At 60.4% G+C, this 14,482-nt stretch carries 12 protein-coding genes; 8 read left to right on the top strand and 4 right to left on the bottom strand.

All coding sequences use genetic code 11. From position 1 onward, the window contains the following. The first annotated feature begins 140 nt into the window (after positions 1 to 140). From ABG82_RS12685 to ABG82_RS12670, 3 genes are all read left to right on the top strand, one after another. On the top strand, positions 141 to 722 hold the full coding sequence (locus tag ABG82_RS12685) for a TetR/AcrR family transcriptional regulator (RefSeq protein ID WP_036391083.1): 582 nt from the start codon (positions 141 to 143) through the stop codon (positions 720 to 722). 94 nt (positions 723 to 816) lie between these two features. Further along, positions 817 to 1,955, top strand: a protein-coding gene (locus ABG82_RS12675; RefSeq protein WP_095762103.1) for an IS3 family transposase whose coding sequence is annotated in 2 segments (ribosomal slippage) — positions 817 to 1,087 and positions 1,087 to 1,955 — 1,140 coding nt in all. Because the reading frame shifts where the segments join, the coding sequence is not laid out codon by codon here. 147 nt (positions 1,956 to 2,102) lie between these two features. Beyond that, positions 2,103 to 2,813 carry a cysteine hydrolase gene (locus ABG82_RS12670; protein ID WP_033710423.1) on the top strand — a complete coding sequence of 237 codons (711 nt, stop codon included), beginning with the start codon at positions 2,103 to 2,105 and terminating at the stop codon, positions 2,811 to 2,813. A gap of 75 nt (positions 2,814 to 2,888) precedes the next feature. Here ABG82_RS12670 and ABG82_RS12665 read toward each other — a convergent pair whose 3' ends face one another. Both ABG82_RS12665 and ABG82_RS12660 read right to left on the bottom strand, forming a co-directional pair. Beyond that, complete coding sequence (locus tag ABG82_RS12665; RefSeq protein WP_033710422.1) at positions 2,889 to 3,116, bottom strand: anti-sigma factor family protein; 228 nt, start codon at positions 3,114 to 3,116, stop codon at positions 2,889 to 2,891. A gap of 366 nt (positions 3,117 to 3,482) precedes the next feature. After that, on the bottom strand, positions 3,483 to 3,965 hold the full coding sequence (locus ABG82_RS12660; RefSeq protein ID WP_031354506.1) for a YkgB family protein: 483 nt from the start codon (positions 3,963 to 3,965) through the stop codon (positions 3,483 to 3,485). A 1,228-nt stretch (positions 3,966 to 5,193) separates the two neighbouring features. Between ABG82_RS12660 and ABG82_RS12645 the strand changes: the two genes are divergently transcribed. The 4 genes from ABG82_RS12645 to ABG82_RS12635 all read left to right on the top strand — a co-directional run bounded on the left by ABG82_RS12645 (position 5,194) and on the right by ABG82_RS12635 (position 9,703). Continuing rightward, the gene (locus ABG82_RS12645) at positions 5,194 to 6,678 is read left to right on the top strand and encodes an aldehyde dehydrogenase family protein (RefSeq protein ID WP_016343721.1); all 1,485 of its coding nucleotides are present in this window, start codon (positions 5,194 to 5,196) and stop codon (positions 6,676 to 6,678) included. A 61-nt stretch (positions 6,679 to 6,739) separates the two neighbouring features. Next, positions 6,740 to 7,864, top strand: coding sequence for an alkene reductase (locus ABG82_RS12640; RefSeq protein ID WP_016343720.1), 1,125 nt, complete (start codon positions 6,740 to 6,742; stop codon positions 7,862 to 7,864). Between the two features lie 389 nt (positions 7,865 to 8,253). Beyond that, entirely contained in the window at positions 8,254 to 8,601 is a 348-nt protein-coding gene (locus ABG82_RS27710) for an ArsR/SmtB family transcription factor (protein ID WP_196760141.1), read from the top strand. Positions 8,602 to 8,914: 313 nt separating this feature from the next. After that, entirely contained in the window at positions 8,915 to 9,703 is a 789-nt protein-coding gene (locus tag ABG82_RS12635) for an HAD-IIA family hydrolase (protein WP_031354504.1), read from the top strand. 1,475 nt (positions 9,704 to 11,178) lie between these two features. On the opposite strand, the gene ABG82_RS12630 is transcribed toward ABG82_RS12635, so the two are convergent. Continuing rightward, positions 11,179 to 12,021, bottom strand: coding sequence for an LLM class F420-dependent oxidoreductase (locus ABG82_RS12630; protein ID WP_225341763.1), 843 nt, complete (start codon positions 12,019 to 12,021; stop codon positions 11,179 to 11,181). A 103-nt stretch (positions 12,022 to 12,124) separates the two neighbouring features. After that, complete coding sequence (locus ABG82_RS12625) at positions 12,125 to 12,871, bottom strand: SDR family NAD(P)-dependent oxidoreductase (protein ID WP_023870431.1); 747 nt, start codon at positions 12,869 to 12,871, stop codon at positions 12,125 to 12,127. 317 nt (positions 12,872 to 13,188) lie between these two features. On the opposite strand from ABG82_RS12625, the gene ABG82_RS12620 reads away from it, so the two are divergent. Further along, a complete protein-coding gene (locus ABG82_RS12620) occupies positions 13,189 to 14,472 on the top strand; it encodes a bifunctional alpha/beta hydrolase/OsmC family protein (RefSeq protein WP_043079263.1) in 1,284 nt (427 codons plus the stop codon). Positions 14,473 to 14,482 lie beyond the last annotated feature (10 nt).

The raw sequence follows: 14,482 nt of genomic DNA, 5'->3' as shown, positions 1-14,482 counted from the left end.
CGTTCAGCGCCCGGTGAGTTCGCGCTACGCAATGGCGCACCAAAAATGCTCACTTGACCGGATATGTGCGTCTGGACGCGCGTGGTCGAGTTGGTGCCGTGCACGGCCAAGGTCCTTGTTCGGTCAGTTACTCTGCTCCTGTGCCTCGCCCGGGGAACCCGGATATCCGCAGACGGTTACTCGCTAGTGGACTCGAGCTCTTCTATGCCCGTGGCGTCAACGCGACAGGTGTCAAGGAAATTGCCGATCGTGCCCACGTACCGAAGGCGGCGTTCTACACGTACTACGAGAGCAAAGAAGCCTTTGTTGTCGCAGTGCTAGAACAGTACTGGCTCGAACTTCAGGACCGGTCCGGATCCTTGCTGCTAGGTCGCGGGAGACCGGTTCGCCGCCTGCAACGCTACTTCGCGGTGATTGCCGACGAGCACGAGCGCCATACCTTTATGCGCGGCTGCCTAATTGGCAATCTCGCGCTCGAAGTCTCAGCCACCAGTGCGTCGGTCCACGAAAAGCTACGCGGCATTGTTTGTGCTTGGGAGCACGAACTGGCCGCTGTTTTCACAGAGGGAACGCCTCAACGGCGTCGCGAAGTCGCAGGTTTGATTATCGAAGCGTGGGAAGGGGCAGTGCTTCGCGCCAGGATCGATCGCACCCGCGCTCCATACGACCGTTTCTCACGAATAACCTTGCCGCAGTTGGTGGGTTTGGTCGGCACGTCCTGAAGTCCCGCCTCCATTGAGGTGAGCCCTTCGTAGTGGTCCAGTCGTTGTGCGACTCTGTTGCCCGGTCTGCGGGCAAGGAAGAATCAACAACGACATGGCATCGAACAAGCGCCGGCGGCACACCCCGGACCAGATCATCCGCAAGCTCGCCGAGGGCAACAAGCTCCTTGCAGCGGGCCAGGAACTGAGCGAGGTGTGCCGACACCTAGAGATCGCGGAGTCGACGTGGCATCGCTGGCTTGCCCAGTACGGCGGCATGAAGGCCAACGACGCCAAGCGTCTCAAAGAACTCGAAGCCGAGAACGCCCGGCTCAAGAAGATGGTCGCCAACCAGGCCCTCGACATCGACATGCTCAAGGAGATCTCGGCGGGAAACTTCTGACCCCGAACCGCAAGCGCAGCGCCGTCACGGTGCTGCGCGAGCGGTTCGGGGTGTCTGAACGCCGCGCCTGCACGGTCGTGGGTCTGCACCGCTCCACGATGCGCCTGACGCCGGCGCCGATCGCCACCGAGGAGGCCGAGCTGCGGGCTTGGTTGCGCCGGTTCTCCACCGATCGACCTCGCTGGGGGTGGCGACGGGCAGCCAAGATGGCCCGCAAGGCCGGCTGGAAAGCCAACAACAAGCGCATCCGCCGGCTGTGGCGTGAAGAGGGCTTGCGGGTCCCACAGCGCCGCCGCAAGAAGCGGCTGACCGGCATCGGTGTCGCCGTGGGTGCGATGTCACCGATCCGCCCGAACGTGATCTGGGCGATGGACTTCCAGTTCGACACGACCGCCGATGGCCGCATCCTCAAGATGCTCAACGTCATCGACGAGTTCACCCGCGAAGCACTCGCGATTGAGGTCGACCGCGCCATCAACGCCGACGGCGTCGTCGACGTCTTGGATCGCCTGGCCCTCACCCACGGGGCGCCGCACTACGTGCGCTTCGACAACGGGCCCGAGTTCGTGGCCCACGCCGTGAGCGATTGGTGCCGATTCAACAGTGCCGGTTCCCTTTTCATTGATCCCGGCTCGCCGTGGCAGAACGCCTGGATCGAATCCTTCAACGGCCGCCTGCGTGATGAACTGCTCAACTCGTGGCGCTTCGACTCGCTTCTGGAGGCCCGGGTGATCATCGAGGACTGGCGCTGCGATTACAACGCCAACCGACCCCACTCCGCCCACGGCGAACTTACCCCAGCGGAGTTCGCTCTACAGTGGACCACGACCCACCAACCCCAAGTCGCATAGCGACTGGACCACCAAACGGGTCCCCCTCACCATCATCGAGGTCCGAAAGGCCGGACTTGTTGATATCCGACCGGTCGTCTATTTATACTTTCCGGGCGCTGCCGTGTGTCGCGCACTAGCGCCCGATAGGAAAGGGACTCCCATCCAATGTCGACTTCATCCGTGTACGACGAGCCCGCAGAGCCCGGACTTCCGCCATCTGGCTTCCAGCTTGACGTGACGCACGCTGCGCTCGTCGTGACTGACCCGCAGAACGACTTTCTCAGCCCCGATGGTGCAACATGGTCGGTGTTCGGCGCCAGCGTCGAAGACAACGGCACTGTCGAGCACATCGACCAACTACTGTCAGCTGCCAAGAGCGCGGGGATCACGGTTGCGATCTCTCCGCACTATTACTATCCATCCGATCAGGACTGGCAATTCGCCGGACCGCTTGAGCGCTTCATGCACAGTGTCGGCATGTTCGCGCGGACGCATCCGCTGCAGCTGGAAGGGTTCGACGGTTCGGGCGCGGACTATCTCGAGCGGTACAAGAACCGCATCCTGGACGGAAAGACGGTGGTCGCTTCTCCCCATAAAATCGTGGGTCCGCAGTCCAACGATCTCGTACTTCAGCTTCGCAAACGCGGTGTGACCCAGGTTCTTCTGGCTGGAATGGCCGCGAATCTGTGCACCGAAAGCCATTTGCGCGAGCTGATCGAACAGGGTTTCGAGGTTGTCGTCATCCGTGACGCGACTGCGGGTGCACGGTTGCCCGAAGGCGACGGATACTTGGCTGCCCTGATTAATTTCCGATTCCTCGCCTCAGCTATCTGGACCACCGATCAAGCGGTGGCTGAGTTGGCGCAAGCCACCTAAAGACCGATGGGCGCTGACGGCAGCAAAGTTGGTGTATCCATTGTTGCTGAGCTGAACTCGGTTGCCCTGCGAAGCTCAGCGGCGCCGTTGGTGTAAGTGCGCCGATAACGTATCGCGCAGCGTGCGCTTGAAGCCGGCCACGGGGATCTGATTCAAGATTGCGATCGTCGATATGTATTGAGTGCGATAGTTTGCGCATCCGGCGCACTCGGACAGGTGCGTTTCGAGCCTCACGTGGTCGCTCGAACCGAGCGAGTCGTCCAGGTATTCGGTGAGTAGTTCGGCGAGTTCGTTGCATCTCATCTGTCTGCATCCTTTCATGTAGTGCATGAGCGACCGGCTCGCCGGCGACCATGCTCCCCGGTGCTTGAGGAAAAATTCCCGAGGATGGCTTCGTTGCTCCGACTCCTCGTCCAGTTTCTCGTCGTCAAGGGACTGCGACCTTTCCTCCTATGAAAGTTCGCAGACAGCTCTGTGAACCGAGGTGACTGATCCTGGGAAGAGCCGATTCCTTTGTGTAAGAGGCCTTCCTGTAGGGGGCCTTCGGCGATCTGGTGTCCTGACGTAGTCGCGTGCGAGGCGTGGCGTCGTGGGGCTTGCAAGTCGACAACTTGCACGAAGCCGCCCTCGTCACCCGCACGAAGCGAGGTGACGAGGGCGGCTTCGGCCTCAGCGGCGTGTGAGTGCATCGACCAGCGTCCAGGCAGAGATTCCGAGCAGTGCGACGTCCTTGATCAGGAACTGACCAGTCGACGACAACACCGGGAAACCTCCTGCTGATGCTTCGAATGCACCAGGCGTACTGAGCACGAATGTCAGTGTTGTGGCGAACATGCCGATGGCCATGAGGCTACCGATCGCTGAGAGTCGAGGGAACCACGGTTTGACGGCGAGCAAGACCGCGATTGCGATCTCGACTACACCGAGTAGCGACGAAAAGGTGGTGATCGAGAAAATGTCGTACAGCCAAGACATGAAAGGGCTGTTCGACACGAATGGCGCGATGCCGTTGGCTTCGTACTCTGTGAACTTCAGCATGCCGATCCAGGCGATGACGACGGCCAGCCCGTACCGTGCCAGGCCCGCGCCGCCACGTGCTACTGGCGACTCTGGGCGCACGCCGGCTTGAATCTGCTCGCGGATGGTAGCGATCATGATGACTCCCTTGCTAGTTGGGTTGACTACACCACTGAGTGCTATGCACTTCGGAAAGCGTTACAGCGCTTCCGTTTAGGTGGGTGTGCCGTACGTCATAGTTCCTGCGGGGATCTTGTGGGTCGAGACCGACGACGCGGATTGCGAGGTCTCGCCCTCGACCATTTGGGTGCCCACGCCCTTCCGCGCGGCGCTGCGGTCGTCGACGCCAAGTTCCTTTAGTCGCGGTAACCCCAGAAGTCGGCTTATCCGCCCCGTGTCGGCGCAATCGACCAGCAAAGCACGGACCATTTAGCAGCGCAGCGCTGTCAGGGAAAACGCCGGCGTGGTCTGTCGGCCCTCGTAGTGCCGATTTGCTGTGTCGCGACTAACTAACGGCCGAACAGATTTGGCGACCAATCTGCTTTGAGCAAGGCGATGAACGCAACCCTAAACGCACTGACCGCCACCAGACAGTGCTGGGTCTCTCCAGTTTTGGGCGACCTTGAGAGGCTATCGACGGCTAGGAGCGATGGTCCGACCATGTTGCGCAATCGCAGCCTGCGACAGCTTCTCCGACCGATACAGCCGGCGAATCTCCGCCCAATCCTCCACAGTGATCACTCTCCAATCGAAAGGTGAAGTGCTCACTTTTCAACCGGAACTACCTGCTCACTTTTCGACCGGAGCTGACAGGCATGGTGCACATGACGAGGTCGACGATGCTCGGCAAGCTTGCGGCGTTGCAGCAGACCTCGGCCCAGGAAGTAGACGCTGCGCGAGAATCGATCAAGTGGCCACCGCACCGCCGGCTTGGCACCGCCTCCCAAGCACTTTGAACCACCCCGGGTTTGATCCGCGTCAAACCTGGGGTGGTTCACGGTTTTCGTATCGTTGCCGATTTCATTCGACTGCGGGTTCCTGGCCGGATGGCACGGTCGAACCTGCGCAGTTCGGCGAGTCCCTATTGAGTGGGGATCGTCCGAGTTAAGCCGCGCAGCAGAGCGCACCTCAAGCACGGTCACGCACCGACGGCCACCAACCAGCCGACCCGGCGGTGTTAGCGCAGGAAGACACCCCCTTTACGCCCATCTGAATATCGCGCTATTGGGATATTGACGTATCTCGATATCTAGGTTAGGGTTGGTGGCACCACGTCGTCAGGGGTGGTGAACAACGAAATCACGGAAGAGGTTGAGCCGGTTGTACTTCCGGCCCGCCCGCCAATCAGAAGGAGAAGCGCGCCATGTCCACGTCCCAGTATGCTCCGGACCGCAGCTACGGAATGTTCATCGACAACCAATGGGTGGACGCGGAGTCCGGGGAGACGATCGAGAGTATCAATCCCGCGACGGGTGAGGTGCTGACTCGTATTCCTAGTGGAACAGCCGCTGATGTCGATCGCGCGGTCCAGGCGGCGCAGCGTGCGTTTGCGGGCTGGAGGGCGACCACGGTGACGGAACGTGCGAACGCGTTGAACAGGATCGCCGACCTGCTGGAGGCTGACGCCGAGCGTTTCGCGGTCCTGGAGTCGCTGGATGTGGGCAAGCCGATTCGCGAGTCGCGCGTTCTCGACGTGCCCATCGCCATTGATCACTTCAGGTACTTCGCCGGAGTGATTCGCAGTCACTCAGACGAGGCGGCCGTGCTTGATGAACAGACCCTCAGCCTCGTGCTGAGCGAACCGCTTGGTGTGGTTGGTCAGGTGATCCCCTGGAACTTTCCGTTGTTGATGGCAGCCTGGAAGATTGCCCCGGCAATCGCCACAGGGAACACCGTGGTGATCAAGCCATCGGAGATGACGCCGGTCAGCATTTCCGAACTGGCAAAGATTTTCGCGCAAGTTCTTCCCCCCGGTGTCGTCAACATCGTCACCGGCACAGGGCCGGTTGCCGGCCAGGCCGTGCTGGATCACCCGACGGTACAGAAGCTGGCATTCACCGGTTCCACCCGAGTCGGCTACACCGTCGCCGAAGCCGCAGCCAAAAGACTGGTACCAGCAACGCTGGAGCTGGGCGGCAAATCGGCGAATATCGTTTTCCCCGACGCGAATTGGGACAAGGCCGTCGAGGGGGCAGCCCTGGCGATTCTATGGAATCAAGGCCAAGCCTGCGAATCCGGAGCTCGCCTCTTCATTCACGAGTCGATCTACGACCGTTTTATCGACGAACTAAAAGCCAAGTTCACCACGGCCCGCGTGGGGGATCCCCTCTCACCAGACACCCAGGTGGGCTCGTTGATCAGCAAAGCCCAGCTGGAGCGCGTGTTGGGCTATGTAGAAACCGGTCGTGCTGAAGGTGCCACGGTTTTGACGGGTGGTCGCCGGCTCACTGGCGGGGACTACGATTCCGGATTCTTTGTCGAGCCGACAATATTGGTCGATGTGCGCAACGATATGCGCGTTGCATCGGAAGAGATCTTCGGCCCCGTTCTCGTTGTTATCCCATTCAAGGACGAGGATGAAGTTATCGCCTTGGCCAACGACTCAGAATACGGACTCGCCGGCACAGTGTGGACCCAAGACATCAACCGTGCACTTCGCGTGGCACGCGCGGTGGAGACCGGTCGGATGTGGGTGAACACCGCCCATGAGATCCCTGCGCATGCACCTTTCGGGGGCTACAAGAAATCCGGCCTGGGCCGCGAAGCCTACAAATCCATGCTTGACGCGTACACCCACAAGAAGAACATCTACGTGAGCATGAACGAAGCTCCGCGCGGACTGTTCTAAATCGCGTATCCCATCGCTGCACAAGATTTAAACCATCACACCAACACCGGAAAGAAAAGAAATGAAAGACTCAGTGCTGTTCACCGCTACCAAGCTCGGCCCCTATGAGGTCAAGAATCGCATCGTTCTTCCCCCGTTGACCCGTTCGCGCAGTTCGCAGCCCGGCAACGTACCCAACGAACTCATGGCGGATTACTACACGCAGCGCAGTGGCGCCGGGTTCATGGTGACCGAAGGTACGCAGATCGAACCGCGCGGGCAGGGCTACGCCTGGACACCCGGGATCCACAACCTTGAACAGGTTGCGGGTTGGCGCAAAGTCACCGATGCGGTTCACACCGCCGGTGGGGTGATCTTCAACCAGCTCTGGCATGTGGGACGGGTGTCGCACACCTCGTTGCAGCCCGACGCCGGCGCACCGGTCGCCCCGTCGGCCATCACCGCGGACGCCGTGAAGGTTTTCGTGGAAACGGGCCCGGGAGCCGGAGCGCTGGCGCCGCCGTCGCCGCCGCGGGCTCTGACGACCGGCGAGGTCAAAGACGTCGTGCAGCTCTACGCCGACGCCGCGCGCAATGCTCTCGACGCCGGATTCGACGGGGTGGAAATCCACTCAGCCAACGGGTACTTGGTCAACCAGTTCATGTCCACCCATACCAACCACCGCAACGACGAATACGGCGGTTCCCTGCAGAATCGCCTCCGGTTCCTGCGCGAGGTGGTCGAGGCAGTTGCCGGCGTCGTCGGTAAAGACCGTCTGGGTGTGCGGTTTTCGCCATTGTTCACCACTACTGGCGAAGACCGTGTCTACCTTGGCCTGGTTGAAGATGACCCCCATGAGACCTACATCGAGGCGGTAAAGATCCTCGAAGAGGTTGGCATCGCATATGTGTCGTTGGCTGAGGCCGACTGGGACAACGCTCCCGAAATGCCGGAAAGCTTCCGTGTCGCAGTGCGCGAAAACTTCAGCGGAACCATCCTACTGGCGGGCAAGTACACCGCCGAACGCGCAGTCCGTGCCATTGAGGCTGGCTGGGCCGACTTGATCGCCTTCGGCCGACCGTTCATCGCCAACCCAGACCTGCCCGAACGGATCGCCAACGACTGGCCGCTCAACACCCCGGACCCGAGCACCATGTACGGCGGCACCGAGAAAGGCTACACCGATTACCCCACCTACCGTAGCTAGTAACCGAACCACGTCTTGCCGTGCAGTCGATCAGGCTGCACGGCAAGACGAGTCGCACCTCGGACGCTCCGCGGCCCAGCCGAACCGCCTACGAGAAACGTTTCATGCGGACCCAACCGCGAAGCCGCCAACGAGGTACGACATGCGCCGACGACGATCACCGATGGGCCGCGCAGCGTTCTGGCCAACTACCCAGCGCATCGGCACAAACTCGCAGGTACGCTAGTCCCTATACACGACAGGATCCGCAACATGTCCGTTCTCCAGCTCCCGGTGTGTCGAACTAGCAACGCCGCCACTGGATGTAGGCCCACGTTTACTAACTACTGTGCAACATCCGTCAGATCGGCGGCCCACCCGCGTAGCATGACCACGAAAGGGATCATAAAATGCTGAGCACTTCACCTGAACGTACTAATTCCCAGAATTCAATAAGTATTGATGTCAACGAGGCATTGAAAGCCCTCGATAACCCTACCCGATTAACGATACTCAGTTGGCTCAAGGATCCGCGAAAAAATTTTCCCGAACAGGATATCGATCCACAAGAAGTCGGCGTGTGCGTGAGTATCATTCAAAAGCATGTCGGCTTATCACAGTCGACAGTGTCGTCATATATGGCAGTTCTGCAACGCGCGCAATTGGTAACCTCCCGACGGATCGGGCCCTGGACGTACTACAAAAGGCACGAAAAGAATATTGAGTCGCTGCTGGAAGCCTTGAATGCGCTGATTTAACCGCTGCGCGCTCTCCTTCGCTGACCAACTGAGCACGAGCCAGCCAGGTAATAGCCTGCGGTAAAAGCTACAGCCGTCATTTCACTTTTAACTGAACACGCAAGGACGCGGGGCTACCATCATTAACTGAGACGGCTTGATATTGCTTCGCGCAGCCCAGCCCGGCATCCACGTCAACGCCATACCGTTACAGAGGCAACTCCACTATGTCACCAAGTTCTGACAAACAGATCGGCGCCGCCCCAATCGCTCTTCCCGAACGTTCTCGATACATCCGGCACATGCGGCAGGTCAGTCATTTCGCGGAGTATCGATGACGCCAACGCCTGTCGTATTCAGCGACCTGGACGGTACGCTATACGTTGGTGACGAGCTCGTTCCCGGCGCGCCTGAGGCTGTGACAAGACTCCGAAACATGGGTTGCACGCTCCGTTTTCTCACCAACACCGATACTGTGCCACCACAGACCCTCCAAGAAACACTGCGCGAGCGCGGATTCGACGTTCGTGTCGGCGAAGTTTTCACCCCCGTATCCGCTGCCCTGCAACTCTTTGAAGCAACGCGCGGCCGGATCAACGTATTGCCGGTGGTGTCAAGCGCCTTGCTTCCGACATTTGCCCCCTACCGCCACGCCGGCGGTGCGATCACCCATGTCGTCGTCGGCAACACTCACGACACGCTAACGCATCAGCTACTCGACTTGGCGTTTCGCGCTCTCGAGCGCGGTGCGACCCTTATAGCACTCCAAAGAGGGAAGTATCGAAAACGCCCCGACGGCAACCATATCGACACCGGTGCGATCACGGCAGCGCTTGAGCACGCCACCGGCGTCACCAGCAAACTCCTCGGCAAACCATCACCAGAATTTCTGCGATCCGCCGCAGCGAGCGTGCCCGTCAAGCCGAACGCACTCTGGCTGATCGGCGACCAACCCGCCAACGATATTGCCATGGGAAACGCGGTAGGCGCACACACAATCCAGGTACGCACCGGCATGTATGCCGACCAAATCGACCTTACCCAGACACATCCCGCAGAAACCACTCTGGACTCCATCGTTGACATGCCCGCTTGGCTAACGCGCAACGAGCACCAGCACTGATAGCCATCTAGCCGTACGACGGTGCCTGCGCTGTGAGTGTGGCAGTAACCGGTGTACGCGGCTTTACGGCCCGTGCCGCCAGACGTGCTCATCCACCCCGCGCACCGCCACGCCATCCAAGCGGGCCTGGTCAGCGATGAGCAAACCGCTGGCCCACCGTCAGTTCGGCTGAGAGCGCCCCGCGGCGCCTTCGGCCCACACTGGACCGCCTATGACCGATCAACCGAAAGGCCCTCTGGCACTGGGAAGCCCGTCCCACCCGGCGCCACGAGACCAGCAACCGCGACCCGCCCACAAGCCTGACCCCGTCAACTGCGACCCGGAGTCCGGCGACCATCGCCTTGGACGGAAATCGAGACTAAGACGCCCTAATACCACCTTCCTAGATATAGCGATATCGCGATATCTGGATTAGAATCGTAGGAGTGACGCTCCGATCGGCAATTAATCTGCGAGGGCCGCAACTGACGCGGCGCCCAGCGAAAGTCGCCCAGCTGCTACTTGCCGGGTCGGCGTGCGTCGCTGCGATAGTATTCGCCGCAACGGCGACAGCTGAGGATTCTGCTAGCGATGCTGGAGCTGAATCGCCCAGCATCAGAATGACACTCGGCGAGACGACGACCAAGACGACGGCTCCTTCTGAACCTCGCACTCCGTTCGCTGAGCCAGCCGTCAAGGCAATGGTGCCCTGCGGATTCACATTCGGCTGCTGAGCGTGCCCAAGAGACTGCCAAGGTCATCCCAATCGATCCAAACGACAGACCCAGTCTAGCCACCCGGATCTTTCATCCGAAACCCGTGAAGTGGAGGGTGTTTCGTGATCAGCAAGGACATGCCTGAGGCTGGGCGGCCGTCGCTGATGGCCATGTCTAATGATTTGACCACCAAGGTGGCAATCGCCTTCGAGGCTATCGGTCAGCCGACGATGCTGCGACTGACCCTGTCGATGACAGCGCAGCAGTGCAACAGCCTTCGATGCTGCGGTGTTGGACATATAGCATTGACCTGCAACTTATTTGGAACGAGATGCTGTAGCAGGGGCTGACCAGATAATCGACTGTGACCGCACCGCAGTGGACGTTGGAGCCACTCTGGTCCGGGCAAGTGTAGATGCCGGTCAGCCGTATCAGGGACCGACTTGGTGCGGGGGCTCCCTCGTCGGGACACCTTGGCGCACTTGGTGTTCGATGTCGTTTTGCTTGGTCCACTGAGAAGGGTGACCGGGTAGATGCCCAGATTGCCGGCGGACTAGCTCGGTGAAGTTCCCCGAGAGCGTGGAGGCATCGACAATAGGGGTCGAGATGCCAGAGAAACGGAAGAAGTACGACTAGGAGTTCCGTGAGGGTGCGGTCCAGATCGTCGAAGAAACGGGTAAGCCGGATCGCCCAGGTTGCTCGTGACCTGAGCGCGTATGAGGGCACGCTGGGTAGCGCGGACACGGGCGGCCCGCGAGGGTCGCGGTGAGCTGACCCAGTCTAGCTGTATGTATCGCGCCAGTGGATCATATCTTTGAGTTCGCGAAAGTCGAATCCGTCTGCATCCGGGTGGATTTCAGTGGTAAAGAACGTTACCCCCATACTCGCAAATGCGTCGGCGTCGGCGCGGCCTGTCCAGTGCACTGCGCGTTCAATCGCCGACTCATCGCGCCCTACTACCTGTGCCAACTCGCCAAGCAGTGCATTCTTACGCCGGTACTCGGCGGGGCTGGCGAACGTATGCCAGATGTCGGCGTACCGTGCCACCAAAGGCAGCGTGCGGCGCACCCCCATGCCGCCGATGAGAATCGGGATGCTGCGTGTCGGAGCCGGTATCAGTTTGTCGAGCCGCTCGCTTATGCGTTTCAGGCTGCGCTCGAATAGGTCCATCCGTGACTTGACGGTACCGTACTCATAACCGTAAACGACGTAATCCTTTTCATACCAACCGGATCCAATCCCCAGAATCAGGCGGCCATCGCTGATGTGATCGACTGTGCGGGCCATGTCAGCGAGAAGATCCGGATTGCGGTAACCGACACCAGTTACGAGCAAGCCGATCTCGGCGCGTGAGGTGATCTCGCCCCATGAGGCCAGCGACGTCCAGCCTTCGAAATTATTGACGTCGGGCTGCACGGGTAGGAGCTCGGGCAACCCGTCGGAGGTCGGGGCGGTTGCGGGTTTATGGAAATGGTCGTAGCCGAAGATTGCGTCTACGCCGAGTTGTTCAGCGGTGATCACTGCGTCGCGCCAGGTGCGGTAGTCAGGGGTGTCTCCTGGCCACAGCTGCACACCGACGCGAATAGGCAGGTTCCGACGGCTAGACATATTGATATACCTCATATTTCAATGGGATGAGCAGGACACTTATTAATCGATGCACGCTGCATTCGGCTCCCGTGTGATCGGAATTGATGGCAGCATGGACTGTGCGGTTAGCCGGTGTTCAGACGGCGGTGCGGCCGCCATCTACAGCGAGGGTGACCCCGTGGATGTAGCTGGCTTGGTCGCTCGCCAAGAACACAATCGAGTTGGCGATTTCTTCAGCCTGCGCGGGACGGCCCGCGGGAGCAGGGCCAACCAGCCTGCGAAGCCCCTCACCCATAGCTGCGGTGCCTTCGGTGAATGTCGGTCCTGGACTGACCGCGTTGACCCGTATGCCCCGCGGTCCGTACTCGGCTGCCCACGTTTTGGTGAGGGATACGACCGCAGCTTTGCTGGCGCCGTACAGACTGGTTCCGACGTTTCCGTACTCGGCGACCATCGTAGTGACATTGACGATCACGCCATTGCCGCGTTCGGCCATCTTGGGGGCTAGTTCGGCTACCAAGAAGAACGGAACGCGAACGTTGAGATTGAACACCGCGGTGAAATCTTCTTCGGTCATCGATTCGGTTGGTCCGAACGGATAGACGCCGGCGTTGTTCACCAGCACGTCGATATGGCCGAGCCGTGTAACAGCCTCAGCAGCGAGCAGCCTCGCGGATTCGGCGTCGTGCAGGTCACTGCTGAGAAACTCGGCCTTGCCGCCCGTGGACTCGATCTCTCCTACTACCTGTTGCCCACGCTCCGCGTTCCGGCCTGACACTGCCACTACGGCACCGTGACTAGCCAGAGAGACGGCAACAGCCCGCCCGATTCCGCTAGTTCCGCCGGTGATGAGAACGCGTGCCTCGGACAGTTGGACAGCCATCGTTCATCCTGCTTTCTTATGGTCGACCGGATTGTGTGCCGCGGCCAAGGTTTTCTTCGTACTATCACGTGCGACTAATGAGTGTGCGGACGACGGTCAAGCGTTACAAGTCTCGGCCGTCCCGCAGAGTGCTATAGGGTTCAGCGTGGCGATGCTCGCGCTGGAGCACCCGTGTGTGCAGGGTCTGCTGGCAAGCCGATCCCGAGTGGAAGGACAAGTATTGCGTTCGTCGGGCTTACGACCCCGCCCACCGCGAACTGGACACCGCGGGCGGACTGACACATCCGGCCAGTTCTAGCGATGAGGAGGTCGTCCCGATGAGCAATTCAGAACGCGTGACGTTCGCTGGCAGTAGCGGTTCGCTGTCTGGGCGGCTGGAGACTCCAGAACAGCCGCCCACGACGTGGGCGGTATTCGCGCACTGCTTTACCTGTGGAAAAGACAACTCGGCTGCGGCGCGAATCTCTCGTGCCCTCACCGGCAGTGGTATCGGCGTCCTACGCTTCGACTTCACGGGGTTGGGGGACTCCGAGGGCGACTTCGCCGCGACAGGATTCAGTTCCAATGTCGATGACTTGGTGTGTGCAGCCGACTTCATGCGAGCGAGCCACGGTGCGCCAACGATGCTGATTGGGCACTCCCTCGGTGGGGCTGCGGTGCTTGCGGCGGCGTCGCGAATCAATGATGTCAATGCCATTGCCGTTATTGGTACACCGGCAGATCCCGGTCACGTAGCGGGCCTGCTGCGCCAGTCACGCGACGACATCGCGGCAGGTGAGGCGACTATATCTATCGCCGGTCGCGAGTTCCGTCTGCAGCGGCAGTTCCTCGACGACATCGCAGCACAGCCCCAGCGGGAACGTATCCGAGCGGCCGACGCTGCACTCCTAGTGTTGCACTCGCCGACCGACCAGGTGGTCTCAGTCGACAATGCCCGAGAGATCTTCGACATCGCGCGGCACCCTAAATCCTTTGTCGCACTTGACGGCGCTGATCATCTGCTCAGCTGCCGCGACGACGCCGAGTACGCCGCTACTGTGATAGCTGCCTGGGCTGGCCGTTACCTGAAGCACCATGCGAGCACAGCTCTGACTCGCAGCGGCCCTCCGCCTAGTGACGACGGTGTCGTACGGGTCGCAGAGCGGGGTGATGCGGGAAGTCTCACCCAGGACATCACGGTCGGCTCGCACCGCCTTGTTGCGGATGAACCTCGTCCGATCAGCGACGACATGGGCCCCACCCCGTACGACCTATTGCTCGCCGCGTTGGGAGCCTGTACGTCGATGACGATCAGGATGTACGCCGAACGCAAACGATGGCCACTGGAAAGCGTGGTTGTCGATGCCCGCCATTCCCGTGTCCACGCGCAGGACTGTGCCGAGCTCGACAAAACGAAAGGGTTCATCGATCGCATTGAACGCCACATTATGTTGCAGGGACCACTGAGCGCCATCCAACGCGACAGGCTCATGGAGATCGCCAGCAGGTGTCCAGTGCACCGCACTCTCCGCTCCGAAGTGGACATTCGCACCACCGGGCGACTCCGTGACAGTAATCATTCCCAGCTTTCACCAGCATCCTCGATCATCGGCGACCGCTGAGTCACCCACG

The sequence above is a fragment of the Mycobacteroides immunogenum genome, from assembly GCF_001605725.1.
GTDB lineage: Bacteria > Actinomycetota > Actinomycetes > Mycobacteriales > Mycobacteriaceae > Mycobacterium > Mycobacterium immunogenum.
This window is presented reverse-complemented; position numbering and strand designations above follow the sequence as displayed.

Excerpts from the sequence above, each read along its gene's own strand:
- ABG82_RS12635 (WP_031354504.1), top strand. The coding sequence starts at position 8,915 with ATGACGCCAACGCCTGTCGTATTCAGCGACCTGGACGGTACGCTATAC.
- ABG82_RS12665 (WP_033710422.1), bottom strand. The coding sequence starts at position 3,116 with ATGAGATGCAACGAACTCGCCGAACTACTCACCGAATACCTGGACGAC.
- ABG82_RS12645 (WP_016343721.1), top strand. The coding sequence starts at position 5,194 with ATGTCCACGTCCCAGTATGCTCCGGACCGCAGCTACGGAATGTTCATC.
- ABG82_RS12630 (WP_225341763.1), bottom strand. The coding sequence starts at position 12,021 with ATGAGGTATATCAATATGTCTAGCCGTCGGAACCTGCCTATTCGCGTC.
- ABG82_RS12620 (WP_043079263.1), top strand. The coding sequence starts at position 13,189 with ATGAGCAATTCAGAACGCGTGACGTTCGCTGGCAGTAGCGGTTCGCTG.
- ABG82_RS12625 (WP_023870431.1), bottom strand. The coding sequence starts at position 12,871 with ATGGCTGTCCAACTGTCCGAGGCACGCGTTCTCATCACCGGCGGAACT.
- ABG82_RS12640 (WP_016343720.1), top strand. The coding sequence starts at position 6,740 with ATGAAAGACTCAGTGCTGTTCACCGCTACCAAGCTCGGCCCCTATGAG.
- ABG82_RS27710 (WP_196760141.1), top strand. The coding sequence starts at position 8,254 with ATGCTGAGCACTTCACCTGAACGTACTAATTCCCAGAATTCAATAAGT.
- ABG82_RS12670 (WP_033710423.1), top strand. The coding sequence starts at position 2,103 with ATGTCGACTTCATCCGTGTACGACGAGCCCGCAGAGCCCGGACTTCCG.